Here is a 25,646-nt window from a genome sequence, read left to right on the forward strand (position 1 = left end):
CGGTTCCTTATTATCAATAGCCGTTAGTCAGCGTAAGCCGCCCGAATTTCCTCAACTTTTTTATCAATAGCCTCACGACTCAGCCATTGTCCGCGTACCATAACCCCTTGGTTCTCACGCAGGGTATCCGGATTCTCCAGAGGGTTATCCTTTAACAAAATAAAGTCAGCTCGATGTCCCGCAGCAATGCGCCCAAAAGTATCCTGTTCGGCAAAGTAGTCGCCTGCCGCTACTGTGGCCGAGCGTAAAATATCAGTCATAGGTATGCCCGCTTCTGACATCAACCGTATTTCGTGATGTACCGAATAACCCGGAACACTAAACAACTGTGGCGCGTCGGTTCCAAAAATAATTTGAGCTCCGCCTTCGTGCAGAGCGTGCAATAGCTTTTGCCGATTATCCTGCTGCACTTGCGCCTGTTCCTGATTAAAGTAACTGCTGGGGTTATCATAGTAATTTAGCCAGCCTTCACGAACCGCCTCTGGTACCAACTGAATTTCCGGGTAATCTTTCAGTTTGTCGGGATCAGCCGCACCTATCAGGGTTTTCCATAAGGCTTGGGTGGGCACAACCGCAACGTCTTGTTCCAGCGTCATAGAGACCAGCAAATCGAGCTCGTCCTGCGTTATTTCTCTGTTCATAGCATCAACGTAAGCGAGGTAACCGTCCAGGTGGTCAATGGTCCTCTGGCCTGCTTCCATGGAGCGCTTTAATCCGACATCTGCAGGCACATGTCCGGCAAAATCCATACCCGCCTGACGAGCCGTACTAGCCATGGCCTCATACTCTTCAAGGGTTAACCCCGGGTGCACTTTCAGTAAGTCCCAGCCTTCATCGCGTTGTGCTATAACCCGTTCTGTCACCTGCTCAACCGATTCTATGGTATTGCCACTGAAGCTGGGGCCAGCTAAATACAACGTTGGACCCTGCCGCTTGCCCGACTCAATATCGGATTTAAGCTGCAACTGGTGCGGATACCCCAGCATGCCACGCACCGTTGTTACGCCATTGGCAATATACAAAAACAACATGTCGTCGGCGTAGCGTTTAGGGAAATCACCAAAGTCTGTTGCCGGCGGCACATGACCGTGCATTTCTGCCATGCCTGGCAAAACGTATTGCCCTTCGGCATCAATGACCTGCGTATTGTCGTCAAAAGCAGGGGCTTCAGCGTTCGCAAACACACCGCTGATGTATCCGTCATTAACCACTAACGTCTGCTGCTCACTAACATTGGGCTCGCCCTTAAGCCAGTCAACAAGGGTCACGTTTTTAATGACATAATCAGCACTACGAGTTTCATTGTTCTGGGGCTCTGCATTGTTACACGCAGATAAAAATAAGGCCGCAACAGTTGCGGCCAGAAGGTGAGTCAATTTCATTTTGGTTGCCTCCGGCGTCAAGTCTGCCTTTAGCCTAGCGCAAGCTTACAATAAAGCCCAGCGGATAAGGCCGCCAACTAAAGTGACGGCCAGAACACCCAGACACCATAAGCCAACAAACCACAACCACTTCTTAAGTACAGCTTTCATCAGTCGTGGTATCCGCTGTCAGGGTCAACCTTGCCTCGGAACACCCAGTAGGTATAGCCGGTGTAAGCGAAAATTATCGGCAACAGGAACACGGCACCCACGAGTAAGAACTTCAGGCTGTTGTCCGGTGCGGCGGCTTCCCACAGGGTAATGCTGCGGGGCACCAAATAGGGGAATATGCTGACTGCAAAGCCGGTGTAAGCCAACAGGAACATACCCAAACCCCAAAGGTAGGGCCGTCCTTCCTGTTTTCTATGCAGCGAACGCAGCAAACCAATGGTCATCACCGCCAGCAGTATTGGCAAAGCCCACAGGCCAACAGAGGCCGGGTAAGTGAACCAACGCTCGGCAATAAACATATCGACATAAGGTAAGTAAAGGCTCACAAACGCAATGCAGGCCACCAGCAATATCGTGGTGTACCAGCCGGCACGGTAGCTTTGACGCTGCAGATCGCCGCTGGTTTTCATCACCAGCCAGGTCGCGCCCAGCATCATGTAGCCAATAACTACCGCCACACCACAGAAAATAGTAAATGGCGTCAGCCAGTCGAACCAACCTCCGGAATAAGCGCGGTCTGTTACCTGAATGCCCTGCAGCATAGCGCCCAGCATAATGCCCTGACTCATTGCCGCTATCAGCGAGCCGGTAATAAAGGATAAATCCCAGATACCTTTGGCGCGTTTGGTTTTAAAGCGGTACTCAAAGGCCACGCCGCGGAAAATAAGCCCCAGCAACATGGCAATAACAGGCATATACAGCGCCGGCATCAGCACCGAGTAAGCCAGCGGGAACACCGCCAGCAGACCACCACCGCCCAACACCAGCCAGGTTTCGTTACCGTCCCAGACCGGCGCCACGGTGTTCATCATCACGTCACGGTCTTCTTCTTTTTTGAACCAGGGAAACAGCAGCGCTATCCCCAGGTCAAAGCCATCGAGTGCGACGTAAGCAAATACGGCGACCGAAATTAATATTGCCCAAATCAGTGCGTAATCCATAGCTTACACCTCCTCATCGTAGATGCGCTCAGCGGCCATAGTGGGCTTATGCTTCGCATAGTCGGGAATAGTAACCTGCTCAGGGTTCCCCGCCATTTTGCGCAGAATGTAGAAGGTACCCGCACCAAAAACGAGGAAGTACACCACAATAAAGGCTATCAGGCTGCCCGCCACACCGGCTTTGTCGATGGGCGATGCCGCATCGGCGGTGCGCAGCAGGCCATAGACCACCCAGGGCTGACGCCCCACTTCGGTGACTATCCAGCCGGCAATGACCGCCACAAAGCCCATAGGTCCCATAAATAAACTGAAACGCAGCAAGGTTTTGTTGTCGTACAGTTTGCCGCGCAGGCGCTGGAAGCCCGACCAGAGTCCGGCAAGTACCATCAGCATGCCCACGCCGACCATTATCCGGAAAGCCCAGAATACGGTAGCCACCGGCGGCCAGTCTTCCCGTGGATACTGATCAAGACCGGTCACTTCCGCGTCGATGTCATGCTTAAGAATGATGCTGGCAAGACCGGGAACTTTCAGAGCGTAGTCCACTTCCGCGGTTTCCTGATTCGGCATCCCGAATAAATACAGCGGTGCCCGGGCTTCGGTATGGAAGTGCCCTTCCATTGCCGCGACTTTCGCCGGCTGATGCTCCTGCGTATTCAGTCCGTGAAAGTCTCCGACAAGAACCTGCAGCGGTGCCACAATGAGTGCCATCCACATGGCCATGGAGAACATTTTACGAGCTGCCGCGTTGGTTTTGTCTTTCAGCAAATGCCAGGCACCCACCGCACCGACCACAAAGGCTACTGTCAGGTAGGCTGCCAGCAGCATGTGCGCCAGCCGATAAGGGAAAGACGGGTTAAACACCACCTCAAACCAGTCGGTGACCACGAACTGCCCTACGTCATTCATCGCGTAACCAGCGGGCGTCTGCATCCAGCTGTTTACCGATAAAATCCAGAAGGCAGAAATAGCAGTGCCCACTGCCACCATCAGGGTAGCGAAGAAGTGCAGTTTCTCGCCCACCTTATTCATGCCGAACAGCATGACGCCAAGGAAGCCAGCTTCAAGGAAGAACGCCGTGAGTACTTCGTAACCCATTAGCGGGCCGATAACCGGACCAGCTTTATCAGAAAATACCGACCAATTAGTGCCGAACTGGTAGCTCATGACAATACCGGAGACCACGCCCATACCAAAGGCTACAGCGAAGATCTTCACCCAGTAACGAAACAACTGCTGGTACACCGGGTTGCGGGTTTTGAGGTACAGGCCTTCGAGAACCGCCAGGTAACTAGCAACCCCGATAGTAAAGGCAGGAAAAATAATGTGAAACGCGATGGTAAACGCGAACTGGAAGCGCGCTAAAAACAGTGCGTCAAAACTTTCGAACATAGCAAGCACCCTTAATTAAGGTTTGTCTCAAGTATACGCTTTTGTTGACAAAGATCAGGGGTGCCGATGTAAAACTTGTAGGATAAATACTAATAAATGCCATACTTTTTGTATGGCTAATGAACGAAAACCCTATACAAGTACTCTGGGAACCCGGCCGCTAACGCCGGTCAGCAAGTGCCAGGAAATAGTATCAGCACAGGCGGCGACTTCTCGCACGTCGATATTAGGGCCCCAAAGCTCGACGTCATCACCTAACTGCAGGTTTTCAATACCGGTGACATCAATCGTCAGCATGTCCATAGAGACTCGTCCGGCCAAACCCACACGCTTTCCACGAACCATTGCCGGTGTGCCATTTATCGCCTGCCTTGGGTAACCGTCGGCGTAGCCCATAGCCACTGTCGCTATAACACTGGGTTTATCGGCACTCCAGCCGCTGCCGTAACCTACCGACTCGCCTTTTTCCAGCTGGTGCAATGCAATAACCGGAGCAACTAAGCGCATTGCAGGCTTCAGTTCTGCCTGCACTTCAGTCACCGTAGACGGATTCACACCATAAAGCAGTAAACCCGCTCTGGCCCAGTCATTATCCTGAAGTGACCACTGAGTATCCGGGTTTAAAAGTCCGGCTGAGTTGTGGAAGCTCCGTGCCTGATAGTCTTTAAGGGTTTCCGACAACTGGCAGAACTGCTGTTTTTGACGGGCGTTTAAACGATGCTCTGCATCGGCGTTGGCTAAGTGCGACATTAAGGTCACACCGGCGACATTCTTGCTCGCACGCAGGCGCTTTAATGCTTGCGGAGCCTGCTCTTCAGACCAGCCAAGCCGGTGCATACCGGTGTCCACTTTTAACCAGACCCACAAAGGGCTAGTCAACTGCGCTTGCTCAATACTCTCAAGTTGCTGTTCGCAATGCACCACCGGGCTCAGCTGATGTTCACAACACAGGTTCAGTTCAGTAGCTGAGAAGCAGCCCTCCAGTATTACCAAGGGCCCTTTATAACCGCTTTCCCGCACCGCCAAGGCCTCTTCCATAAAACCCGCAGCCATACCATCAACCAACTCTGTCAACGCCTGAACGGCGGGAGCTACACCGTGTCCGTAACCGTCAGCTTTCACTACGCCCAGAAGTTTTCCGCCCGCCATTTTATGACGTACCCACTTAGCGTTGTGCTGTATAGCGGAGGAAGAAATCTCAGCGCGAGTTTGGCGGTAGTGCATGGGGTTTCCTTTTTAATTTTCGTCCGGCTTTTCGAAAAGGCCTTCAGTTTACCGTATTTTCCAACAACTTGAACGGAACTCTTTGCATCGCTCCGCAAGCTTGAGTAACGTAAAGCCATAACCCAAAAGGAGAATAACAATGTGGTTAAAGCAATCTGTCATTGCCGGTAGCTTAGTGCTACTTTTTACTTCCGTTCCAGCCTTATCACAAGAAACATTCCAGGCGGACGATATTTTCCAGCTTGAATACGCTAATCAGGTCAGTATTTCACCCGACGGCAAATACATTGCGTATATCCGCAACAGTTTTGACGACATGAAAGACAATACCCAGCGCTCATTATGGCTAATTGATACCGAAACCGGTCAACATTTACCGATTTTTGACGATCAGTTTAACTACGGCAGCCTCGCCTGGTCGAATGACGGTACTCGCCTTGCCTTTGCCTCTAACCGTTCTGAAAAGAACCAGATTCATGTGCACTGGATTAAAGAACAACGCACCGCCAAAGTGACTCATGTAAGTGAAAGCCCCGGCAGTATTAGCTGGTCTAACGACGACACCCAGCTGGCTTTTACTATGTCGGTTAAAGCCGAAGCTACGCCTTTTGCTAAAAGTGTGAAAAAACCGACAAAGCCTAAAGGCGCTAAGTGGTCCGACTCTCCCATTATTGTTCAGGAAGCCTATTATCAACGCGATGGTCGTGGCGTATTAGAGCCCGCGCACACCCAAATTTTTGTGGTACCTGCAGAAGGCGGCAGTGCTCGTCAGCTAACCGACGGACCTTACCGACATGGCGGCTCTCTGGCCTGGACCTCCGATAACAAACACATTGTTTTTTCTGGCAACCGCTCTGAAGACTGGGCCTATCAGGTCAATGAAAGTGACTTGTACAGCGTTAGCTTAGATTCCAAAGAAGTGACCCAGGTAACCGACAAACCCGGTCGCGAGTCATCACCACAGTTCTCGCCAGACGGCGAACATTTAGCTTACTTGCACAGCTCTAACGAGCCGGTGCCCTACCATAAGTCACAATTATGGATAATGGACTGGAGTGAGCGTTCAGAGACTGAACTCCAGTCTGACTTTGACCGTTCCTTCAGCTCACCACAATGGACAGGCAATGAGTCGCTTGCGGTTTCATACGCCGACCAGGGGAAAACCGTCGTTGCTGATGTCACCTTGAGCAATGAACTGACGAATCGGGTGGATGATGTTTCCGGTGTTTATGTCAGCCGTCCTTATACCATGGGCTCATTTACGGCCTCACAAACTGGCGCTATTGCTTACACCAAAGGGTCTGAATACCGTCCGGCGGATGTTGGTTACCAGCCACAAGGGGGTGAAGCGGTTCAGTTTACTCAGCTAAATGAAGACCTGCTCGGTCACCGTGAACTGGGGGAAGTTCACGAAATTCGCTATGAGTCGCGCTACGACGGCGAAGAAATTCATGGCTGGTATATTACGCCGCCTAATTACGATGAAAGCAAAGAGTATCCTTTGCTATTAGAAGTGCATGGTGGCCCTCATCTGTCTTACGGTCCACACTTTGCCGCCGAGCACCAGCGCTACGCAGCCGAAGGCTATGTGGTGCTGTACGTGAACCACCGCGGCAGTACGTCTTACGGTAAAGACTTTGCCATGCTGCTGGACGGCAACTACTCGTCACCTTACGACTTTGCTGATCACATGAGTGGCATTGATTTACTCATTGATAAGGGTATTGCCGACTCAGACAACCTCTTTATAGCTGGCGGCTCTGCCGGCGGTATTGCAACCGCCTATGCGGTAGGTCTGACTAACCGCTTTAACGCCGCGGCAGCCACTAACCCCGTTATTAACTGGGTGAGTAAAGTACTGACAGCTGATAGCTCTATTGGTCAAATTACAAACCAGTTCCCGGGTATGCCATGGGAAGAACTGGAGCATTACTGGCAACGCTCCCCGCTGTCTATGGTGGGTGACGTTGAAACACCGGTATTGTTGTTCACTGGTGAAGAAGACCGCCGTACGCCAATATCGGAAACCGAGCAGTTCTATCAGGCGTTGAAGCTGCAAAAAGTCGACACCGCTATGGTACGTGTTCCAGGCGCTTTTCACGGTGTTACGGCTCGCCCTTCTAATATGATAGCCAAAATTGAACACGCGCTGGCGTGGTTTGAGCAGTATAAGAAATGAGAATAGCGACACTGGGCCCTGCCGGCACCTTTTCCGAGGTTGCGGCAGGGCTTTATCAACCCGAAAGGCAACAGCAAATTCAGTTACTGGACAGCCTGGTGAGTTGTCTGGACGCAATTGGTAATGACTGCGACGCTGCAGTTGTGCCTATTGAAAATTTAACCGAGGGCTTTGTCTCTCCTGTTGTGGACTACCTGGTTCAGCGCCCACTGCATATTCAGGCGGAAATTCGCATTCCGGTTGGTTTTCAGTGCCTGGCCAACAGTGCTCAGCCACAGCAAATATGGGCACAATTTGTAGCAGCCGGTCAATGCAATCAGTACCTGAATGAATTGGAGCTTCCGGTTATACACACCGCGAGTAATGCATTGTCGCTGGATGCCTTGCTGGCCACCGAAAAGCCATCTGCGGCGGTGGTTCCCAAGCACGTAAACTGTCCCGCTTCATTACAGATTCTGAACAGCAACATTGCTGACAACCCACGTAACGAAACGCGCTTCGTGGTATTATCCGCAACATCTGAAACGCCGGAATTTGATAAAAGTACGCATTGGAAAAGCAGTTTGCTGCTCATTGACGACAACGATCACCCGGGCTTATTGGTCGACAGCTTACAGGTTTTTGCAAAACAGCAAATTAACTTAACCTCCATTGTTTCAAGACCGGCGGGCAGTCAGTTTGGTGACTATCATTTCTTTATTGATTTTGACGGGCACCTCAGCGAGCCAGGTGTAGCAGCCGCTTTGCGCGAGCTTGCTAAAATGAACAACATTCACTGGCTGGGTTCGTACCCGGCCGCAGCTATAGGGAATCAGTAATGTCTCTGGAAGTTATTAAACATGAGCCGGCGGGTAACGCCGACGCGGTTATTATTTGGCTTCACGGTTTAGGTGCGTCGGGTAACGACTTTGTGCCCATGACAGAGCACATAAAAATTAATAACGCGCAGGTTCGCTTTTTGTTTCCTCATGCACCGCAAATGCCAGTTACCATAAACCAGGGCATGGTCATGCCAGCCTGGTATGACATTACCGACATGAGCATCGACCGCCAAATTGACAGCCAACAGCTACGCGAATCTGCCGCTAAAGTGCACGCCATGATCGACGAACAAGTTGCTCAGGGCATAGACAGCAAGCGCATTATTATTGCCGGATTTTCACAAGGTGGCGCGGTGGGTTATGAAGCGGCTTTGACTTACCCTAAACCACTGGCGGGTTTAATGGCGCATTCAACTTACTTTGCCACTGCGGGTGACATTGAGGTAAATGAAGCCAATGCGCAACTGCCCATTTTGGTTCAGCACGGTACGCAGGACCCGGTAGTACCGGAAGTTCTGGGACAAAAAGCCTGTGCGGTATTAAAAGAAAAAGGTTTTACAGTTACTTATCAGACCTACCCCATGCCACATTCACTGTGTATGGAGCAGGTTCAGGATATGCAGAAATGGCTGAATGAGCGGTTTTAGCCGCTCATTCAAAGAATTGTTACAGCTTTATAAAGTTTAGCCAGCCAGCAATTGCAGCTTTTCAGCCCAACTGCTGGCCAGGTTCTCGCCGCGTTCAAATGAGTCAATCATAATATTCACATGACCCACCTTACGGCCAGGACGTGCCTCTTTGCCGTACCAGTGACAGTCGGCGGCGGCAGCTTCCCACAAGGCTTCAGGAATACCGGCAACACCAATTACGTTCACCATTAATGTCGGCGCAATCAGCAAGTCCGGTAATGGCAAGCCGGTAATAGCGCGAATGTGCAGATTAAACTGGTCGCAATTGGCACCGCTCATGGTCCAGTGACCGGAGTTATGAACCCGCGGCGCCACTTCGTTCACCAGCAAGTGTTGGTTGTCACCTTCACCGACAACGAAGAACTCAATGGCTAATACACCGACGTAGTCCAGCGCATTGGTCAGTTTCTGATGATGTTCTTTGGCTAAGGTTTCCAGTTCTTTTGAAAAATGCTCTGCACCCGCCAGGCTATAAGACAAAATACCCTGGGTATGCACATTCAACGTCAGCGGGAAGCAGCGTTGCTCACCTTTATGTGAACGCGCACCAACAACCGACACTTCATCGGTAAAGTCGATCATATCTTCCACAATACCTGGGCGTTGTCCGGCATCTTCTGCAACCGCAGCAATGTCGTCACCCGGACGCCAGCGCCATTGGCCTTTGCCGTCGTACCCACCTTTGGCAGATTTAATCACAACGGCATGGTCACAAGTGTTTAAAATTGCGCTTAACTCGGCTACGTTTTCGTATGCCTTCCAGGTCGATGTAGGTATATCCAGCTCATCGCACAGGGCTTTTTGAGAGCGACGGTCAACCAGCTGATTAAATCGTTCAGGTTGCAACAGAAATTTGTCGGCAGCTTTAGCCACCAGCTCTTCACCTAAGTGCTCATGCTCCCAGGTAGTGACATCAGCCCACTCATTCGCTTCTGCCAGTGTCATGGCTAACGGCTGTTGGCTACCCAATGCCATGACCTGATCTTGTCTGTCGCTGTATAAAACGCATTCATGACCCTGCTGAATAACCGCTTTACCCAGCATTTGTCCTAACTGTCCGTTACCAAGGATCAGAATTTTCATTTTGGTAGTTCCAAATCTGAATTAGCCATCACTTTTTCTTTTTGCGCGCTGCGGAAGTCGTGTACCCGTTTGCGCACGTCACTATCAAAGCTGCCAATAACCTGTGCCGCCAGTAAGCCAGCGTTTACCGCTCCGGCATCGCCAATAGCCAGAGTACCAACAGCCACACCCTTAGGCATTTGCACAATAGACAATAAGCTGTCTAAACCTTTTAACTGCTTGCTCGGAACCGGAACACCAAATACCGGAATGGCCGTATAAGCCGCCAGCATACCCGGTAAATGAGCAGCACCACCGGCACCGGCGATAACCACAGGCACTCCGTCTTGCTCCGCTTGTTCCATTGTCGATTTAAGTAAATCCGGCGTGCGGTGTGCAGAGACCACTTTCGCCTGCCATTTAATGCCCAGAGACTCGAGCATTTCTGCCGCTTTTTGCATTACCGGCCAATCGGACTGGGAACCCATTAGAATCAATACCGGAGCCATGGTGTCACCTTTTATTTACTGTTTGGATGTGCATCTGCATTTGGAAAGGCGGGGATTGTAGCCATTGACCGCCTTAACTGCAAATTTCACGCATAATTATTAACCAGATTTATTAACTCAGTTTAGACTTTTTGCTGATAGTAGTGTTAATCAGCTAGAGTTAGTATCTGTTATCACTTAGTACCAACAGGAATACATAATGCTACTTTCTGCGAAAGACTCTTTACTACTGATTGTTGATGCTCAGGAGAAGTTACTGCCAGCCATCCACCAACGCGATGTGGTTACTTCTCGTATGCGCTGGCTAGGTGAAATTGCCATGCAGCTGGATTTGCCTATTCTTATTACTGAACAGTATCCGAAAGGTTTAGGTTACACCGTTGATAGCCTGCAAGATATTATTGAAGCAGCGCGAGTGGTTGAAAAGACCCACTTTAGTGCGCTGCGTGACGACACTTTTCGCGATGTGCTATCCGAGTACAATAAAAAGCATGTGGTTATTATGGGCATGGAAACCCACGTCTGTGTCTTACAAACAGCCATAGAACTTCAGGCTTCGGGTTATCAGGTCTTCTTGCCAGCTGACACAGTAGGCTCACGCCGTCCAACAGATAAAGACAGCGCCATTGAACGGATGCGGAACGCCGGCGTTGAAATTATTACTTCAGAAATGGCGGCATTTGAATGGTTAGAGAAGTCCGGCACCGATACTTTTCGCCATATCAGCCGTAACTGGTTAAAATAACGCAAGGTATTGTTGACTCGGGTTATATTAAGCGTATACTCGAAACCGCTGAGAAAATTTCGGCTATTGATTTGAGATTTTTTACGAAGTCCTTTTTGCTGTACCTCGTTTTGTAAGTCCAAGTAATACCTAAGTTTTTTGAGCAATACATTGATTTCAACATGCACTACGAGGAATATCAGCATGTCTACTACTACTGGTAAAGTAAAATTCTTTAACGAAGCTAAAGGCTTCGGTTTCATCGAACAAGAAAACGGCGCAGACGTTTTCGTACATTTCAGCGCTATTCAGTCTGACGGTTTTAAAACTCTGGCAGAAGGCCAGCAGGTTTCTTTCACCGTAGCTCAAGGCCCTAAAGGTCCACAAGCTGAAAACGTAGTTCCTATGTAAGGAACCTTCGTTGCCCTTACGGGTATCGAACGTTTACACAAAGAATTTCAAAAACGTCGCTTTTAGCGGCGTTTTTTTATGCCTAAATGCCTGCTTCGCTAAACTTTTTCTAGAAAATCACGATAACCTTACTAATATTGATGTTAATCAAATAACTTAAAGGCGCTTATGAAAAATAACGGTCCGGTAACAGGAAAGGAAAGCCGCTTTCCTGACCACTATCGATTGATATCTTCAACCGATCTAAAAGGGGTCATCAGACATTGTAACGACGACTTCGTTAATATTAGTGGTTATACCCGTGATGAATTAATTGGTTCACCGCACAACCTTTTACGTCACCCCGATATGCCGGGCAGCGTTTTCGAACATATGTGGAAAACCATTAAACGTGGCAAACCCTGGATGGGCTTGGTTAAAAACCGCTGTAAAAATGGCGATCATTATTGGGTCAGTGCTTATATTACACCAATAATGGAAAACGATAAGCCGGTGGGTTTCGAATCGGTGCGGGTTGCCACTTCAGATGAACTCAAAAGACGCGCACAAGGCGTTTATGACAGGCTGAATGCCGGAAAACATGCCATTCCATTTGGCAAACGTCTATGGCTGGGCTGTAAAGATTTAATACCTGTAATAGTTCCCGGTGTGGTAGCCAGTGCCATTATAGCCGCGCTAGGTGAGCCCGTAGCCGCACTTATCACTTTAGCAGGTACCGCAATATCAACGCTTGCTTATGGCGCCTATGTTGGCCGTATGCTGCAAGGGTTATTAACTTTGCGCACAGATGCTTTCGACTCTGAGTTAGTCGGCATGACTTATTTCAACAAGCAGGGTCGGGAAGCCAGGCTTGCTATGCAGCTCATTAGCGAAGGCGCACGTAACCGAACCGCTTTAAGTCGCATGAAAGACGCGGTCGGCGGTCTTCTGAAAGTCACCGAAGATACATACAATCAGGCGCAGCTGAGCAGTCAGTATGTCGATAAACAGACCGCCTCTACTCAGCAAACTGCAACCGCAATGAACCAGATGGCGACCGCCATTCAAGAAGTGGCCGACACAATAGAGCGTAATGCGGAGCAGGCCGAATCAGCCAAGGCCAACATTGACGAAAGCGTCGGGCTGGCAAGAGAAGCCAGTGAAGTGATAATCCGATTACATGACGCAGTAAAAGAAATAGCCAAAACGGTTGAGGAGCTTGATCAATCTACCGGAGCTATCGGCGAAGCCGCCGATTTAATCTCTTCTATTGCGGACCAGACCAATTTATTAGCATTGAACGCCGCAATTGAGGCTGCCCGTGCCGGTGAACATGGTCGCGGCTTTTCCGTAGTCGCTGACGAAGTCCGCTCGCTGGCTTCAAGAACCACTCAGTCTACCGAGGGCATTCATAAAGTGATTCAGCAACTTCGCGATCGGGCCCGTAATGCTGTTGAAGTCTCCAGGCAAGGAGAGCAGGCTGCATCCGAGGGGGTGGAAAAAGTTCGCCTCGCGGACAGTGCCTTGGGTGAAATATCAGTGGCAATTCAGGAGATTTCTGACATGTCAGCGCAAATGGCGTCTGCCGTCGAAGAGCAAAGCGGGGTTGCCGACCATATCAGTGAACAGATTACTCAAATTGCTGATACCGCTCGCGAGACTCAGAAAACGGCAGAGCAAACTCAGCACTCAAGCAACGAACTGCAAAATACCAGCAAAGAGCTGTATTCGTTGATTGAGCGCTTTAACTTAAAAAGTTAATGGTTTTGCTCATCTGATGCAGAAGCATCATCTTTGTGGGCGCGCCGTTTAGCGGCGCGCTCGCTTTCTTCCAGAAACTCGACGTCGTCCATATCAACTTCGGGGATCTCGCCGCAGACATCGCCACCGAGCTTATTAACCGCCTGGCATAGGTCAGACACCTTGTTATCCAATACCTGCACATGATCCAACATTCGACCTATTGCGGTTGCCACCGGGTCAGGATTATCTGCTGAGATAGCATAAGCATCAAAGCCGTATTCCTGAGCCATTTTCTTGCGTCGCTCGGTCGTTTCTTTATCAACACCAGACTGAGCCACACGAGCCGGAATGCCTACAACCGTTGTTAACTCAGGTACGTCGCGGACAACAACAGCGTTAGAACCAATGCGGGCAGACTTTCCAACCGTAATGGGACCCAGTACTTTAGCGCCGGCACCAATAACCACACCGTCTTTTAATGTCGGGTGTCGCTTACCTTTATGCCAGCTTGTACCACCAAGAGTGACACCATGGTAAAGAGTAACATCGTCACCAATTTCCGCAGTTTCACCAATAACCACACCCATACCATGATCGATAAAGAATCGACGGCCAATTTTAGCCCCGGGATGGATCTCAATACCGGTAAGCCAGCGTGAAATATTAGACACAAAACGGGCAAGCCAGTACAGTTTCCAGCCCCAAAGCTTATGGCTTACGCGATGAAACCAGGTAGCATGAAGCCCGGGATAGTGAAATAACACTTCCATGGTATTGCGCGCAGCCGGGTCTCTTGCAAAAACGCTGGCTATATCTTCTTTTACACCTTTAAAAAACGCCATGCCGCCTCCTCAGGCCGCCGGAAATTGCTTTAATAGCTTATCAACGTCAGCAAGAATAATATCGCGCATGGACTTCTCATAGCCTTCTCGCTCGTCGTCCATTTCCTTCACTTTCTTCTTAGGAAACTTCTTACGCGATTCATGCGTTGGCATGTGCTTAATTTTCTCGTACATATCGTGCATTGCAGGGTAGTCATTAGAGTAATCGTAATCGACCGCTTCAGGTCGATGATCAAGCAACACTACAATTCTCAAGCATCCTTCAGACAGCGGACATTGCTCCTGCTGCATCGCTTTGGCTATGGTAATAATGCTTTCATCAATACGGTCAACGCGTTTTTGTACCGCTGCTTCGCGAACTTGAGTCTGAGTACGCAGGCGCAACAGTAAAGTCGAAGCGTACCAACCCAGAGCTACAATAATCAATACGCCTACAATGGCGATAATCCAATAGAGTTCGCTGGACATTAGCTCTCCTCGTCGTCCCATTCTTCATCGAGTTCATAACCCAGTTTGGCAATCAGCTGCTCGTAACGCTCAGATTTCTCGTCAAGGTAGCTTTGCTCTTCTGCTGTCAGAGACTCATCGTTTTCGAAGCGTTCAGCCAGTAGCTGCAGTTTGGTATCTTCCTGCAACTGCTTCAGCTCCTGCTCAGGTGTCATCACCAAAGCTATTTTACGACGACTTCCATGGCGGGGATCTTTCTCATCTCCTTTTGTTTTGCTTTGTTGCAAAACTTTAGCCGATGAATGTCGCTGACCAGGCGCTTGTCCTTTTCCTTTTTTCTTGCCCTTAGATGCCGCATCTGTTGTGCGTGCGTCTCTCGGAGTTTTAGGCTGTGCCAGTGGTCCGGCTTTACGTGTCTTTTTGCGGCGAGTCATGGTCGCTCCTGAATAACAACTAATGTGGTCTATTGTAACGCAATAACGTGGATTACGTCAGTGGGGAGCAACGAATTACAAGTCTGAGATGATTTTTAGGCAAGAAAAAAGGCGATGCTTTCACATCGCCTGATTCTCTCATAACATTGGCAGCGCACTGCAACTATGAGAATGGTTGTCACTGTTTCCGAGTTTTTATTGCGGTTTTCCGTAACCTGTTTGCTTTTTATTATTGTTATTATTAAGTGGAGCAACCGCGAGCCTGTTGGCTTTACTCCCTGGATTATCGAGAAATAAGATAACATCTGACTTTTCGATAACCTCTCGACCTCTTGTTATTTTTTTGTGTCGAGTCAGCTGTATTTTTACAGTCTTTTTATTATTTTCTCAAGGGCTTTTAACATCTTTTTTTCATTTTTTTCTGTCTGGAAGCTCCCCGAGCGTTGTTAAGACTACTTGAACCAAATATTAATTCAATGATTTTATTGATCTAAAAAACCACTTTTTTATTACTTTTTATTAACAAGGCACAAAAAGGCATATTCCTCATAACATTTTTCATACTCATAAAAAAAGCGACCGAAGTCGCTTTTCTATTCGCAAATACAAATTTAATACAGGCCACTCAAGAACTTAGACAGCAACTCAATTTCTTCATCTGTCATTTTCTCTGTAACGCCCTGCATCATTCCATTCGGGTCGTTTGCACGCTCACCACTACGGAACATTTCTAGCTGAGACTTAGTGTATGCGGCATGCTGACCTGAAATGTCAGGAAACGCAGCTAGCCCAATGCCGTTACCACGAGGGCCGTGACAACCTGCACATGACGGCATATTGGTCTCAGGGTTCCCGCGGCGGAATAAATCTTCGCCTTTAGCGATGATGTCTTCAGGAGTTTCGCCTTTCGGTGAGTCCTTCGCTGCATAAAACGCAGCAAGGTCGGCCATGTCCTCTTCTGATAAGGAGGCAACCTGCCCCATCATAATGGGGTTATTACGGCCTTCTTCGCCGCCTGTTTCAGAGGCCAATTTGAAATCTTTCAGCTGCTTCAACAAATACTTTTGGTGCTGACCGGCCAAATGTGGGTACATATCGGTCGGAGATTCACCATTGGGTCCATGGCAAGCCGCACAAACTTGCGATTTCTCTTTTCCGACTTCAGCGTCGCCGCTTTGTGCTACTGCGATACCGGCGGTACCGAAGAAAAGTCCCAAAAAGATTGCGAATTTTTTCATGTTTGCTTCTCTTCTGTTCTGGATGGCGCCACGCGCCCCAATAAATCACCTTAAGCAGGTTGCTATTTTACACAAAACTTGTGTGGATTAAATGATTAAAACCGAATCAATTGCTAAATGATCATTGGAGATACTGTCCGGATACTTCATAATGCGCGTAGATGTTCCGTTTTTTCAATAAAAGTGACCTTAATAGTGGCAGATCAGCAATTAGATTACGCATCGGCAAAATTTGTGACCAGTGCCCCGGATATCAGCAAACTGCCTCCGGACTCGGGCATTGAAGTTGCTTTCGCCGGCCGTTCTAACGCAGGGAAATCCAGTGCGTTAAACACCCTGACGCGTCAAAAAGCGTTGGCCCGCACCAGTAAAACGCCGGGACGGACTCAGTTAATTAACGTTTTTGAACTAACCACAGGTCAGCGACTGATAGATCTACCCGGCTACGGATTCGCTAAGGTTCCATTAGCTGTCAAAGAAAAATGGCAACGTTCTTTAAGCGAGTACCTTCAGCAAAGGGACAGTTTAAAGGGCATCGTGGTATTAATGGATATTCGTCACCCTTTCCGCGAAACCGATCAGGAATTAATTTACTGGGCTGTAGACTGCGACCTGCCGGTACTGGCTTTATTAACTAAAGCAGACAAACTCAAACAAGGCGCGCGCAAATCAACCGTTTTAAAAGCCAAGCAAGCGGCAATTGCCTTCAACGGCGACGTCCAGGTTGAAGCCTTTTCCTCATTGAAGCGCATAGGCGTCGAGCAAGTCGAAGAGAAACTCAACCAGTGGTATAGCAAAGAGTATGACGACGAATAACACGCCACCACTTAGTGCCTGGTTATTATTAGGGTTACTCGCATTAATTTGGGGTAGCTCTTTTTTGTTAATAAAAAAAGGCTTACTGGCCTTTGGTCCAATGGAAGTTGGCGCACTACGCATCAGCTCAGCAGGACTTGTGCTTGCCCCTTTCATTGCCCGCCGACTGAATAAAATTACCCGCAAACATTGGTTAAAGCTTGCCAGTGTCGGGCTGGTTGGCAGTCTTATTCCGGCTTTTATGTTTGCTATTGCCCAAACACAGCTGGCAAGCGGCGTTACCGGGGTCCTAAATGCATTAACCCCTATCGCAACACTGGTTATTGGTGCATTGTTCTTTCATCAAAAAGCGCGCTTAGCACAGGTTATTGGCGTAGCCATTGGCTTGTTTGGTACCTTGCTTCTGGTTACCGCTTCGGCTAATGGCAGCTGGGACTTTAATCTGTACGCCTTGTTAGTCCTGGCCGCAACCGTTTGTTATGGGCTCAACCTGAACCTCATCAAACACAAAATCAGTGACTTATCGCCATTAACCATTACCGGCATATCTTTGCTTATGGCTGCCGTTCCGGCAACAATCTACTTGTTTGCAGGAACGGAGTTTATTACTCAGGTTCAGCAGCCGGGCGCAATGTTATCGCTGTTTTCTGTTCTGGCTCTGGGTATCGCAGGAACCGCCGGCGCTTTAGTTATTTTTAACCATGTAGTACAACTCACCAATACCGTTTTTACCAGCTCGGTCACCTACCTAATTCCCATTGTCGCTCTTATACTAGGGATACTTGATGGCGAAGACTTCTGGTTGCAACAGGGAGTTGGAATGCTCGCCATTTTAGTTGGGGTTTGGTTCGCTAACCGCAGAGGCCGCTCCGGTATGGCTGGTATACCACAGAAATAGACAGAAAAAAGCCCGACTAAAAAGTCGGGCGAAAAGTAATCCAGGGAGAACAATTTTTTGAGGGAGGATTAATGCCCTCACCTGTTGTGACTAGACCCTTTATAAAAAGTTCAGACAATTCTTAAAATTAATGAGCTTCGTCCCAGTTATTGCCTTTACCAGCTTCCGCTATTAAAGGCACATCAAGGCTTGCAGCCTTTTCCATTACTTCAGTTAATTGTTCAATATAATCCGTTAATTTCGACTCTTTTATTTCAAACACCAGTTCATCGTGAACTTGCATTAGCATACGCACATCATCCTGACAGTTATTACTGTCAATCCAGTCGGCAACTTTCAGCATAGCTTTCTTAATGATATCCGCTGCAGTGCCCTGCATTGGCGCATTGATAGCTGCACGTTCCGCCCCTTTTCTACGGGCTCCGTTACTGGCTTTTATATCCGGCAAGGGTAAACGACGTCCAAACAGGGTTTTAACATAGCCCTGCTCTTTTGCCTGCTTGCGAGTATCTTCCATGTAACGCAAAACTCCAGGGAAGCGTTCAAAATACTTGTCCATATAGTGCTGAGCTTCATGACGGGCAATACCCAGTTGCCGCGCCAGCCCAAAGGCTGACATACCGTAAATTAGCCCGAAGTTCACCGCTTTTGCCTGACGGCGCTGGTCATTACTGACTTCATCAGCCTTACAGCCAAACACTTCGGCCGCTGTCGCACGGTGAATATCCAGGCCTTCGGCAAAGGCTTTAAGCAAAGACTCATCTTGCGACAAGTGCGCCATAATGCGCAGTTCAATCTGGCTATAGTCGATAGCGACAATCTTATAACCTTGCTCAGGAATAAAGGCCTGACGCACTCTGCGCCCTTCGGCGGTACGAATTGGAATATTCTGCAGGTTAGGGTCCGTTGAAGACAAACGCCCGGTTGCGGTAACCGCCTGTTGGTACGAGGTGTGTACGCGCCCTGTATCGGGGTTAATCATCTTCGGTAACTTGTCGGTATAGGTTGATTTAAGCTTAGACAAGCCGCGGTGCTGCAGTATCACATCCGGCAAGGGGTAGTCATGTGCCAGCTCGTGCAAAACTTCCTCAGCCGTTGACGGCGCGCCTTTTGGTGTTTTCTTCACAATTGGCAACTCAAGCTTTTCGAAGAATATGCGTTGCAGCTGTTTCGGTGAACCCAGGTTGAACTCCTCGCCTGCAATTTCAAAAGCCTTTTTCTCCAGAGCATCGAGCTTTTCCGCAATTTCCTGGCTTTGCTTACCCAGCAAGTTTGCGTCAATGCGCACACCGTATTGCTCCATATCGCACAATATCGGTACTAACGGCACTTCTATATCGGTTAGAACACTTTGCAGCTCACTGCCGGTTTCTTTTACTTTGTTCCAGAGCACATCATGCAACCGGTACGTAATGTCAGCATCTTCAGCCGCGTAGGGCCCGGCCTGCTCTAAAGCAATTTGGTTAAACGTCAGTTGCTTCGCACCCTTACCTGCAATGTCTTCAAAGCTAATGGTTTTATGGTTCAGATAATGAAGGCTTAAGGTATCCATATCATGCCGCGATCCAACGCTGTTAAACACGTAGGAGGCAAGCATGGTGTCATTTAAAATTCCCGCCAGGCGAATTTTATAGCGACGCAGAATATGCGAGTCGTATTTCAGGTTTTGCCCCACTTTTTGTGGCTTTTCAGCTTCAAGTAAAGGCTTTAACTGCTTTAGTAACCAGTCCCGGCCAACCTGCTCCGGCGCTTCCATGTAATCATGCCCGACAGGTATATACACAGCTTCGCCAGGTGCCATGGCTAACGACACACCAACCAGTTCAGCCTCCATATAATTAAGGCTGGTTGTTTCGGTATCAAAGGCAAAGTAATCACATTTCTTCAGTTGAGTTATGTAATCGCTGACCTCTTTTTCAGTCATCAATACACGATACGCGTCTCTGTTTATATCGCTGGTCGGTTTTTCGCCATCGGTTTCACCCAGAGCCTGATCCGTTGCCGCTCCAGTTTCCATCAGCTCGCCAAGCCACCGGCGGAATTCACAACGACTATAGAGCTCCTGCAGTTTTTCGCTGTCTGCCGTCTGTATTTTCAACTCTTCCGGTTGTAAGTCCATTGCCACATCGAGCTTAATGGTCGCCAGCTCACGCGACATCAGCAGCTGTTCTTTATATTCATTAAGCTTAGCCGGCATAGACTTCGCACCACGAAAAGAGAGCTCAGTTACTGCATTCACATTTTCGTAAATAGCGTCAATGCTGGGAATACTTTGCAGCAGCGCCTGTGCTGTCTTTTCGCCCACTTTGGGCAAGCCTGGAATATTGTCAGAGCTGTCACCCATAAGCGCTAAATAATCGATAATTTGGTTTGGCTTAACCCCGAACTTTTTCTCAACCCCTTCAGGATCCATTAAAGTATCGGTCATGGTGTTAATGAGCATGACATGTTCATTGACCAGCTGAGCCATGTCTTTATCGCCGGTACTAATCAGCGTAAAGCGACCCTTGTCGCCGGCCTGGCGCGCCAGCGTGCCAATAACATCATCAGCTTCAACATCGTCAATGCAAAGCAGCGGTAAACCCATAGCCCGGACAATGTCATGCAAAGGTTTGATCTGACTTCGCAAATCGTCTGGCATAGGCGGACGGTTTGCTTTGTAGTCCTGGTAAATGTCGCTACGAAAGGTTTTGCCTTTGGCATCGAAAACTACCGCCATATGGCTGGGTTTATAGCGCTTTAGCAGGCTTCGGAGCATATTAACAACACCGTAAATAGCTCCGGTCGGTTCACCTTTTGAGTTGGTTAAATGCGGCGGCGCATGAAAAGCGCGGAACAAATAAGAAGAACCATCGACAAGGATAAAAGGATTTTCTGGAACAGATGTGGCCATAGTTAAGAACCTAAATTAAGCGTTACCTATAGGATGCCACAGAACGGCAATTCAGGCCACTGAACAGAGTGTGCATAACCTGTTAGTAACTCTGTTAACAACGAGTCATGCCACAGCCGGAAGTTTGAATTTCCCCGTGTCCAAAATTTACTTAAGTTATTGATAGTATGGGATTTAAAACGGCAGGTTTCCCGAAATACCTAGTACTTTTTATTGTTATGTTTCACTGTGGAAACTATTCTGCTTTTGTCCTGAAATGGAAGGAAATGCCTCAAAAGCAGGTCAGACAGATTACCATAAAATCAGCAATGATCTACTGACAAATTCAGTTTTTTTATAACCTTTTGTTCCTCATTTTTCTTTACTTATAAAAAGCAAAGAAAACCCCTTTTCAATCAATCAACTAGGAGTTCGCATTTCAGCCATAACAAATGCAGTATCGGGGCGTTCATCTCCCATCCAAAGTTGGTAAGAGGACGCAGCCTGCTCAATCAACATGCCAAATCCATCGCTGACATTTTTGCAGCCAGCCTGCGTCAGTTGCTCCATAAATATTGTTGGCTGGTCGGAATACATTAAATCATAGCCAGCAGCATTTTCGGACAGCAGAGTAGGGAGTGTTAAGCGCTGTCCATTCAAACTGCTGCTGGTTGCGTTAATTAACAGATCTATGGGTTCGTCAATTGCAGACGCAGACGAACGTACCTGAATTCGGTTAGCTGCAACCAGCCCCAGTGTCTCTAGCTGAGATTTAAGCATTTCGGCTTTCTCTGCCGTTCGATTAACCAAATACAGACACCGCGGATTTTGCTCCAGCAGAAGAGGTATTATCCCACGTGCTGATCCTCCGGCACCAAAAACAACAAGTGAGCGCTCACTTACGCTAAAACCTTTGTTTTCAAGGTCAATAATCAAGCCTTCGCCGTCAGTATTATCACCTAACAGCTGGCCATTGCCGTAAGGAATTAAGGTGTTCACCGCCCCCGCTAACCGCGCACGAGCGGACAGTTTAGTAACCAAGGATGCGGCCTGCTGTTTAAATGGTAAGGTGACATTGGCACCCTGCCCGCCATGGCGGAAAAATTCAGCAATCCGGCGGGGAAAGTGCGAAGGCGTGGATAAATAGCGTTGATAGTTAATTGAGTCCTGCCGGGTCTGCGCAAACAGCGCATGAATACGCGGCGACAGGCTATGCGCTATGGGATTCCCGAATACGCCCAGGCTGGTCACGGATTTCATACGGACAGCCAATCTCTGGGTTTTAAATAATACTCGGTAAGCTGCTCTTCTGCAGAGCCTGGCTCAGCTTGCCAGTCATACTCCCAACGCGCCAGCGGTGGCATCGACATTAAAATAGACTCGGTTCTGCCACCGGTTTGCAGACCAAACAAAGTTCCCCTATCCCAGACCAGATTAAACTCCACATAACGCCCGCGCCGATATAGCTGAAAGTCTCTTTGTTGCTGAGTATAAGCCAGGTTTTTGCGACGTTCGACAATAGGCAGATAAGCTTTGGCGAAAGCATCACCTACCGCTTTTATAACCGAAAAGCACTCGTCAAATGAACGGTCGTTAAGGTCATCAAAGAATATGCCGCCCACACCGCGCGCTTCATCGCGATGCTTAAGGAAAAAGTAATCGTCGCACCAGGCTTTATATTCCGGATAGAGCTTTTCATCGACGCTATCGAGCGCGTTTTTCGCCTGTTGATGCCATTCGATAATGTCCTCGTCAAAAGGATAAAACGGCGTTAAATCAAAGCCGCCGCCAAACCACCAGACAGGTTCTTCACCTTCTTTTTGCGCAATAAAAAAACGCACATTCATATGGACCGTCGGTACCATAGGGTTTTCCGGATGCATTACCAGAGAAACACCACAGGCATTGAAATCGCGACCTTCCAGCTCTGGTCGGTGTGCCGTTGCCGAGGCAGGCATTTTCTCACCATAAACGTGCGAAAAACCTACACCACCCTGTTCAAAAACCGCACCGTTTTTTATGATCCTCGAGCGACCACCGCCGCCTCCCGGCCGGTCCCAGCTGTCTTCCTGAAAGCTCTGCTCACCGTCCGCCTGCGCCAACTGCTGACAAATAGCATCCTGCAACGACATCAGGTAGCTTTTTACCTGCTTCAAGTAATCATTATGCATCGTCTCTGAAAACCTGATTATTTAGTGGGTTTATGATTCGAGTCGGATTCGCGGCTCCACCGGTGCTTTCATCCATTATCCAGTCCACACTGTCACCAAATTGCTGACGAACTTCCGCCGCAGTTCGGGCGGGTTCCTGCCCGGTTAAATTGGCGCTGGTAGAGACTAACGCATGACCCAGCTCGCGGCACAGCGCTCTGGCAGGTTCATGCGCGGTCACGCGCACAGCGATAGTATCGCGACCGCCCGTCAATAAGGTTGATACGCCTTTTCTTACCGGCAGAATTAATGTAACGGGCCCCGGCCAATGCGACAAAACGCTGAAACGTTTGTCCTGCGCAATAGCGGAGTCTTCAACATAGGGAAGTAACTGACTGTAATCGGCGGCAATTAATATAAGACCTTTCTCGGCGGGTCGCTGTTTCAGGCTTAACAGCCTCTGCACAGCCACTTCATTGCGAGGGTCGCATCCCAGTCCAAATACCGCCTCGGTTGGATAGGCAATAATGCCCGTTTTTATAGCGCTGTGCGCTGCTTCCCATGTATCTGCCATAATCACTCCTCAACTCAATGAGCCGGATTATAACGCGTCCGACTTATAGTCGCATTGCTTTTGCGGGCAGACTTTGCGAATTCCGGCGGCGGTTTTCTTTTTCACCAGCAGCGGGTACTGGCATTTAGGACAGGCTTCATCAACCGGAGGCTGATTCACGGTAAATTCACATTTCGGGTATTGGTCGCAAGCATAGAATACGGTACCGCGCCGCGATGTTTTTTGATGTAACTGGCCTTTGCCGCATTCAGGGCAGCGAATCGTCTCTTCTTCCTCAACGTTCGGTTCAGTAACGAACTCACATTCAGGAAAGCCGCTGCAGCCAACAAATAGGCCATAACGACCGCTCTTTAACTGCAGTTCTTTGCCACACTCAGGGCAAGGAACGCCGAGATCTTCGGGCTCAATTTCAGATTGCTCCCGAAGGCCTCGCTTATAATCGCAGTCCGGGTAACCGGTACAGCCTAAAAAGCTGTTATGCCCAACATGTTTAATAACCAGTGGTCGCTCACAACGGGGGCAGCGCTCATCTGATGACATTAATGCAGGGGTCCTTCAGCTTCCTCAAACAGCAAACCTTCCATTTGGTCGTACGCAGCTTCCTGGCCCGGAACATTAAACAGCACCATAAGTACAACCCATTTCAGGTCATCCAGAGTAAAGTTCGGCGTTTCCAGTTCCATCACACGGTCAACAACCACTTCTCGTGTAGCAAAATCAAGTACCCCCAGGTTTTCCAGGTACATCAGAAAACCCCGACTCTGGCTGTCCAGACGAGTCATCTCTGCCGCGGTATAAATACGGGTAGACTGCTGCGGAGCAACATCCAGATAAGACTTGGTTTCCATTTGCTGCAAATCGGCCAGCCGTTCTAGCCACGCCAAAGCTTTCTGGATTTCCTGGTGACGGAAACCAGCCCGGGTAAGTTCATTGGTTAACTCATCGTGATCAACTACAACTTCCATTTCCGAATGAATGTAGTTTTCAAACAAGTACATGAGGATATCAAACATACTTTAGCGCCTCCCCACTTTGATATAACCGCCTGGTACGGCTGCTACTAGCCCTTCTAATTCGAGTAACACTACTTTCTCCATGACTTCAGCAACCTCGAGTCCGGACAATTGTACCATGTCATCAATTGTTCGTGGCTCTGAACTCAGACTAGCGAACAATCGATTGTTTGCCAAGCTTTCATCGCGACATTCTGTATCACCTTCTATGGCAACCTCAGTATCGTCAACCGAGAACCAGTCGAGAATGTCCTGCGGCGTATTAATTAGCTTAGCGCCCTGTTGGATTAACCAGTGGCAGCCCTGATGCTCCGGCAGCAACACCGACCCCGGTACAGCTCCGACTTCACGCCCTTCGTTCAACGCGTGTATTGCCGTTGAAAGCGAACCACTCTTACGTGCTGCTTCAACCACTACAACGGCCTGACTGATACCACTAATAATACGGTTACGGCGGGGAAAATGATCGATTCGCGCGGTTTGCCCCGGCGGAAATTCAGAAATCAGCAGCCCCTGATGCGCAATAAAGTCCTGTAAGGCTTTGTTTCTTCTGGGGTAATACTGATCGATACCGGTACCTAAAACCGCTATGGTTTTTCCTTTATCGGCTGCGGTTTTATGTGCTTGAGCGTCAATGCCCATAGCCAGACCGCTAACCACCACAACACCCGCCGCCACTAAGCGCTCGCTGAACCAGTCAGCAATTTGTAAACCACTGTGAGTGGCTTTACGGCTGCCAACAATAGCCACACTAACACCCTGTAGCAGCTCTTTACGTCCCCGGTAATAAAGTAACCAGGGCGGATTGGCTATGGTTTTTAACGCAGCTGGGTAGTCTTCACTAAAATAAGAAATAACGCCCTGATAGTCACTACGGCACCAGTTTTCAGCTGCGTTTAACCAACGCGCCTCTACCGGTTTTAGCGATTGCCCCCATCGCTCAAAAATAGCTTCCCAGTTCTCACATTCCCGAGCAGCTTTCTGTACCTTGTTTGATGCGCGTGTCATCCCCATTAATACACATAATTCCTGTGTGTTCACAGACTGTCCTTGACCTACCAATTTAAGGTAAACTAAGGGTAGATCAAGAATTGGA

Annotated in this window: 25 protein-coding genes; 8 read left to right on the plus strand and 17 right to left on the minus strand. The window is 48.8% G+C overall.

The window, feature by feature from the left end; all coding sequences use genetic code 11:
- Positions 1-23 precede the first annotated feature (23 nt).
- The 4 genes from ACN0RF_RS08970 to alr form a co-directional block, all read right to left on the minus strand.
- Positions 24-1,382: an amidohydrolase family protein gene (locus tag ACN0RF_RS08970; RefSeq protein WP_417438747.1), complete on the minus strand. Its 1,359-nt coding sequence runs from the start codon at positions 1,380-1,382 to the stop codon at positions 24-26.
- Positions 1,383-1,531: 149 nt separating this feature from the next.
- Complete coding sequence (cydB, locus tag ACN0RF_RS08975; protein ID WP_011233306.1) at positions 1,532-2,533, minus strand: cytochrome d ubiquinol oxidase subunit II; 1,002 nt, start codon at positions 2,531-2,533, stop codon at positions 1,532-1,534.
- A 3-nt stretch (positions 2,534-2,536) separates the two neighbouring features.
- Positions 2,537-3,925 (minus strand): cytochrome ubiquinol oxidase subunit I, encoded by a 1,389-nt coding sequence (locus tag ACN0RF_RS08980; protein WP_417438801.1) that lies wholly within the window; start codon positions 3,923-3,925, stop codon positions 2,537-2,539.
- 132 nt (positions 3,926-4,057) lie between these two features.
- On the minus strand, positions 4,058-5,149 hold the full coding sequence (alr, locus tag ACN0RF_RS08985) for an alanine racemase (RefSeq protein ID WP_417438748.1): 1,092 nt from the start codon (positions 5,147-5,149) through the stop codon (positions 4,058-4,060).
- A gap of 139 nt (positions 5,150-5,288) precedes the next feature.
- On the opposite strand from alr, the gene ACN0RF_RS08990 reads away from it, so the two are divergent.
- The 3 genes from ACN0RF_RS08990 to ACN0RF_RS09000 are packed head-to-tail and all read left to right on the plus strand — an operon-like array spanning position 5,289 to position 8,796.
- Positions 5,289-7,328 carry a S9 family peptidase gene (locus ACN0RF_RS08990; RefSeq protein WP_417438749.1) on the plus strand — a complete coding sequence of 680 codons (2,040 nt, stop codon included), beginning with the start codon at positions 5,289-5,291 and terminating at the stop codon, positions 7,326-7,328.
- Positions 7,325-8,146 carry a prephenate dehydratase gene (locus ACN0RF_RS08995; protein WP_417438750.1) on the plus strand — a complete coding sequence of 274 codons (822 nt, stop codon included), beginning with the start codon at positions 7,325-7,327 and terminating at the stop codon, positions 8,144-8,146. The genes ACN0RF_RS08990 and ACN0RF_RS08995 overlap by 4 nt, the downstream gene beginning before the upstream one ends.
- Positions 8,146-8,796 (plus strand): alpha/beta hydrolase, encoded by a 651-nt coding sequence (locus ACN0RF_RS09000; RefSeq protein ID WP_011233301.1) that lies wholly within the window; start codon positions 8,146-8,148, stop codon positions 8,794-8,796. Before ACN0RF_RS08995 ends, ACN0RF_RS09000 begins: the two co-directional genes overlap by 1 nt.
- A 36-nt stretch (positions 8,797-8,832) precedes the next feature.
- Here ACN0RF_RS09000 and ACN0RF_RS09005 read toward each other — a convergent pair whose 3' ends face one another.
- Together ACN0RF_RS09005 and purE are read right to left on the minus strand one after the other, a co-directional pair.
- The gene (locus tag ACN0RF_RS09005) at positions 8,833-9,921 is read right to left on the minus strand and encodes an ATP-grasp domain-containing protein (protein WP_417438751.1); all 1,089 of its coding nucleotides are present in this window, start codon (positions 9,919-9,921) and stop codon (positions 8,833-8,835) included.
- Entirely contained in the window at positions 9,918-10,409 is a 492-nt protein-coding gene (purE, locus tag ACN0RF_RS09010) for a 5-(carboxyamino)imidazole ribonucleotide mutase (protein ID WP_417438752.1), read from the minus strand. The genes ACN0RF_RS09005 and purE overlap by 4 nt, the downstream gene beginning before the upstream one ends.
- A 199-nt stretch (positions 10,410-10,608) precedes the next feature.
- Between purE and ACN0RF_RS09015 the strand changes: the two genes are divergently transcribed.
- The 3 genes from ACN0RF_RS09015 to ACN0RF_RS09025 all read left to right on the plus strand — a co-directional run bounded on the left by ACN0RF_RS09015 (position 10,609) and on the right by ACN0RF_RS09025 (position 13,284).
- Entirely contained in the window at positions 10,609-11,154 is a 546-nt protein-coding gene (locus tag ACN0RF_RS09015) for a hydrolase (protein ID WP_034819335.1), read from the plus strand.
- A 183-nt stretch (positions 11,155-11,337) separates the two neighbouring features.
- Entirely contained in the window at positions 11,338-11,544 is a 207-nt protein-coding gene (locus ACN0RF_RS09020; protein ID WP_011233297.1) for a cold-shock protein, read from the plus strand.
- A 168-nt stretch (positions 11,545-11,712) separates the two neighbouring features.
- Positions 11,713-13,284 (plus strand): PAS domain-containing methyl-accepting chemotaxis protein, encoded by a 1,572-nt coding sequence (locus ACN0RF_RS09025; RefSeq protein ID WP_417438753.1) that lies wholly within the window; start codon positions 11,713-11,715, stop codon positions 13,282-13,284.
- Here ACN0RF_RS09025 and cysE read toward each other — a convergent pair.
- The 4 genes from cysE to ACN0RF_RS09045 all read right to left on the minus strand — a co-directional run bounded on the left by cysE (position 13,281) and on the right by ACN0RF_RS09045 (position 16,227).
- Positions 13,281-14,108: a serine O-acetyltransferase gene (gene cysE / locus ACN0RF_RS09030; RefSeq protein ID WP_110012866.1), complete on the minus strand. Its 828-nt coding sequence runs from the start codon at positions 14,106-14,108 to the stop codon at positions 13,281-13,283. The two genes, ACN0RF_RS09025 and cysE, sit on opposite strands and share 4 nt — an antisense overlap.
- A gap of 9 nt (positions 14,109-14,117) precedes the next feature.
- Positions 14,118-14,576, minus strand: a complete 459-nt coding sequence (locus tag ACN0RF_RS09035; protein WP_417438754.1) for a DUF2489 domain-containing protein — start codon at positions 14,574-14,576, stop codon at positions 14,118-14,120.
- Positions 14,576-14,989, minus strand: coding sequence for a GTPase-activating protein (locus ACN0RF_RS09040; RefSeq protein WP_253617371.1), 414 nt, complete (start codon positions 14,987-14,989; stop codon positions 14,576-14,578). The genes ACN0RF_RS09035 and ACN0RF_RS09040 overlap by 1 nt, the downstream gene beginning before the upstream one ends.
- 611 nt (positions 14,990-15,600) lie before the next feature.
- Positions 15,601-16,227, minus strand: a complete 627-nt coding sequence (locus ACN0RF_RS09045) for a c-type cytochrome (RefSeq protein ID WP_417438755.1) — start codon at positions 16,225-16,227, stop codon at positions 15,601-15,603.
- 195 nt (positions 16,228-16,422) lie between these two features.
- Between ACN0RF_RS09045 and yihA the strand changes: the two genes are divergently transcribed.
- Together yihA and ACN0RF_RS09055 are read left to right on the plus strand one after the other, a co-directional pair.
- Positions 16,423-17,043, plus strand: a complete 621-nt coding sequence (gene yihA, locus ACN0RF_RS09050) for a ribosome biogenesis GTP-binding protein YihA/YsxC (protein WP_011233291.1) — start codon at positions 16,423-16,425, stop codon at positions 17,041-17,043.
- Positions 17,030-17,941: a DMT family transporter gene (locus ACN0RF_RS09055; protein ID WP_016341242.1), complete on the plus strand. Its 912-nt coding sequence runs from the start codon at positions 17,030-17,032 to the stop codon at positions 17,939-17,941. Before yihA ends, ACN0RF_RS09055 begins: the two co-directional genes overlap by 14 nt.
- A 127-nt stretch (positions 17,942-18,068) precedes the next feature.
- Here ACN0RF_RS09055 and polA read toward each other — a convergent pair whose 3' ends face one another.
- The 7 genes from polA to dprA all read right to left on the minus strand — a co-directional run bounded on the left by polA (position 18,069) and on the right by dprA (position 25,591).
- Positions 18,069-20,834: a DNA polymerase I gene (polA, locus tag ACN0RF_RS09060; protein ID WP_417438756.1), complete on the minus strand. Its 2,766-nt coding sequence runs from the start codon at positions 20,832-20,834 to the stop codon at positions 18,069-18,071.
- Positions 20,835-21,233: 399 nt separating this feature from the next.
- Positions 21,234-22,073, minus strand: coding sequence for a shikimate dehydrogenase (gene aroE / locus ACN0RF_RS09065; protein WP_034819363.1), 840 nt, complete (start codon positions 22,071-22,073; stop codon positions 21,234-21,236).
- Positions 22,070-22,984: an oxygen-dependent coproporphyrinogen oxidase gene (gene hemF, locus ACN0RF_RS09070; protein WP_417438757.1), complete on the minus strand. Its 915-nt coding sequence runs from the start codon at positions 22,982-22,984 to the stop codon at positions 22,070-22,072. The genes aroE and hemF overlap by 4 nt, the downstream gene beginning before the upstream one ends.
- Entirely contained in the window at positions 22,977-23,537 is a 561-nt protein-coding gene (locus ACN0RF_RS09075) for an L-threonylcarbamoyladenylate synthase (RefSeq protein ID WP_034819366.1), read from the minus strand. The genes hemF and ACN0RF_RS09075 overlap by 8 nt, the downstream gene beginning before the upstream one ends.
- A gap of 27 nt (positions 23,538-23,564) precedes the next feature.
- Positions 23,565-24,077, minus strand: a complete 513-nt coding sequence (locus ACN0RF_RS09080; RefSeq protein WP_253617379.1) for a type I DNA topoisomerase — start codon at positions 24,075-24,077, stop codon at positions 23,565-23,567.
- On the minus strand, positions 24,077-24,550 hold the full coding sequence (locus ACN0RF_RS09085; protein ID WP_034819371.1) for a DUF494 family protein: 474 nt from the start codon (positions 24,548-24,550) through the stop codon (positions 24,077-24,079). The genes ACN0RF_RS09080 and ACN0RF_RS09085 overlap by 1 nt, the downstream gene beginning before the upstream one ends.
- 3 nt (positions 24,551-24,553) lie before the next feature.
- Positions 24,554-25,591 (minus strand): DNA-processing protein DprA, encoded by a 1,038-nt coding sequence (dprA, locus tag ACN0RF_RS09090; protein ID WP_417438758.1) that lies wholly within the window; start codon positions 25,589-25,591, stop codon positions 24,554-24,556.
- Between the last annotated feature and the right edge of the window lie 55 nt (positions 25,592-25,646).

The organism is Idiomarina sp., assembly GCF_048260185.1.
Taxonomy (GTDB): domain Bacteria; phylum Pseudomonadota; class Gammaproteobacteria; order Enterobacterales; family Alteromonadaceae; genus Idiomarina.

Excerpts from the sequence above, each read along its gene's own strand:
- ACN0RF_RS08970 (WP_417438747.1), bottom strand. The coding sequence starts at position 1,382 with ATGAAATTGACTCACCTTCTGGCCGCAACTGTTGCGGCCTTATTTTTA.
- cydB (WP_011233306.1), bottom strand. The coding sequence starts at position 2,533 with ATGGATTACGCACTGATTTGGGCAATATTAATTTCGGTCGCCGTATTT.
- ACN0RF_RS08980 (WP_417438801.1), bottom strand. The coding sequence starts at position 3,925 with ATGTTCGAAAGTTTTGACGCACTGTTTTTAGCGCGCTTCCAGTTCGCG.
- alr (WP_417438748.1), bottom strand. The coding sequence starts at position 5,149 with ATGCACTACCGCCAAACTCGCGCTGAGATTTCTTCCTCCGCTATACAG.
- ACN0RF_RS08990 (WP_417438749.1), top strand. The coding sequence starts at position 5,289 with ATGTGGTTAAAGCAATCTGTCATTGCCGGTAGCTTAGTGCTACTTTTT.
- ACN0RF_RS08995 (WP_417438750.1), top strand. The coding sequence starts at position 7,325 with ATGAGAATAGCGACACTGGGCCCTGCCGGCACCTTTTCCGAGGTTGCG.
- ACN0RF_RS09000 (WP_011233301.1), top strand. The coding sequence starts at position 8,146 with ATGTCTCTGGAAGTTATTAAACATGAGCCGGCGGGTAACGCCGACGCG.
- ACN0RF_RS09005 (WP_417438751.1), bottom strand. The coding sequence starts at position 9,921 with ATGAAAATTCTGATCCTTGGTAACGGACAGTTAGGACAAATGCTGGGT.
- purE (WP_417438752.1), bottom strand. The coding sequence starts at position 10,409 with ATGGCTCCGGTATTGATTCTAATGGGTTCCCAGTCCGATTGGCCGGTA.
- ACN0RF_RS09015 (WP_034819335.1), top strand. The coding sequence starts at position 10,609 with ATGCTACTTTCTGCGAAAGACTCTTTACTACTGATTGTTGATGCTCAG.
- ACN0RF_RS09020 (WP_011233297.1), top strand. The coding sequence starts at position 11,338 with ATGTCTACTACTACTGGTAAAGTAAAATTCTTTAACGAAGCTAAAGGC.
- ACN0RF_RS09025 (WP_417438753.1), top strand. The coding sequence starts at position 11,713 with ATGAAAAATAACGGTCCGGTAACAGGAAAGGAAAGCCGCTTTCCTGAC.
- cysE (WP_110012866.1), bottom strand. The coding sequence starts at position 14,108 with ATGGCGTTTTTTAAAGGTGTAAAAGAAGATATAGCCAGCGTTTTTGCA.
- ACN0RF_RS09035 (WP_417438754.1), bottom strand. The coding sequence starts at position 14,576 with ATGTCCAGCGAACTCTATTGGATTATCGCCATTGTAGGCGTATTGATT.
- ACN0RF_RS09040 (WP_253617371.1), bottom strand. The coding sequence starts at position 14,989 with ATGACTCGCCGCAAAAAGACACGTAAAGCCGGACCACTGGCACAGCCT.
- ACN0RF_RS09045 (WP_417438755.1), bottom strand. The coding sequence starts at position 16,227 with ATGAAAAAATTCGCAATCTTTTTGGGACTTTTCTTCGGTACCGCCGGT.
- ACN0RF_RS09055 (WP_016341242.1), top strand. The coding sequence starts at position 17,030 with ATGACGACGAATAACACGCCACCACTTAGTGCCTGGTTATTATTAGGG.
- polA (WP_417438756.1), bottom strand. The coding sequence starts at position 20,834 with ATGGCCACATCTGTTCCAGAAAATCCTTTTATCCTTGTCGATGGTTCT.
- aroE (WP_034819363.1), bottom strand. The coding sequence starts at position 22,073 with ATGAAATCCGTGACCAGCCTGGGCGTATTCGGGAATCCCATAGCGCAT.
- hemF (WP_417438757.1), bottom strand. The coding sequence starts at position 22,984 with ATGCATAATGATTACTTGAAGCAGGTAAAAAGCTACCTGATGTCGTTG.
- ACN0RF_RS09075 (WP_034819366.1), bottom strand. The coding sequence starts at position 23,537 with ATGGCAGATACATGGGAAGCAGCGCACAGCGCTATAAAAACGGGCATT.
- ACN0RF_RS09080 (WP_253617379.1), bottom strand. The coding sequence starts at position 24,077 with ATGTCATCAGATGAGCGCTGCCCCCGTTGTGAGCGACCACTGGTTATT.
- ACN0RF_RS09085 (WP_034819371.1), bottom strand. The coding sequence starts at position 24,550 with ATGTTTGATATCCTCATGTACTTGTTTGAAAACTACATTCATTCGGAA.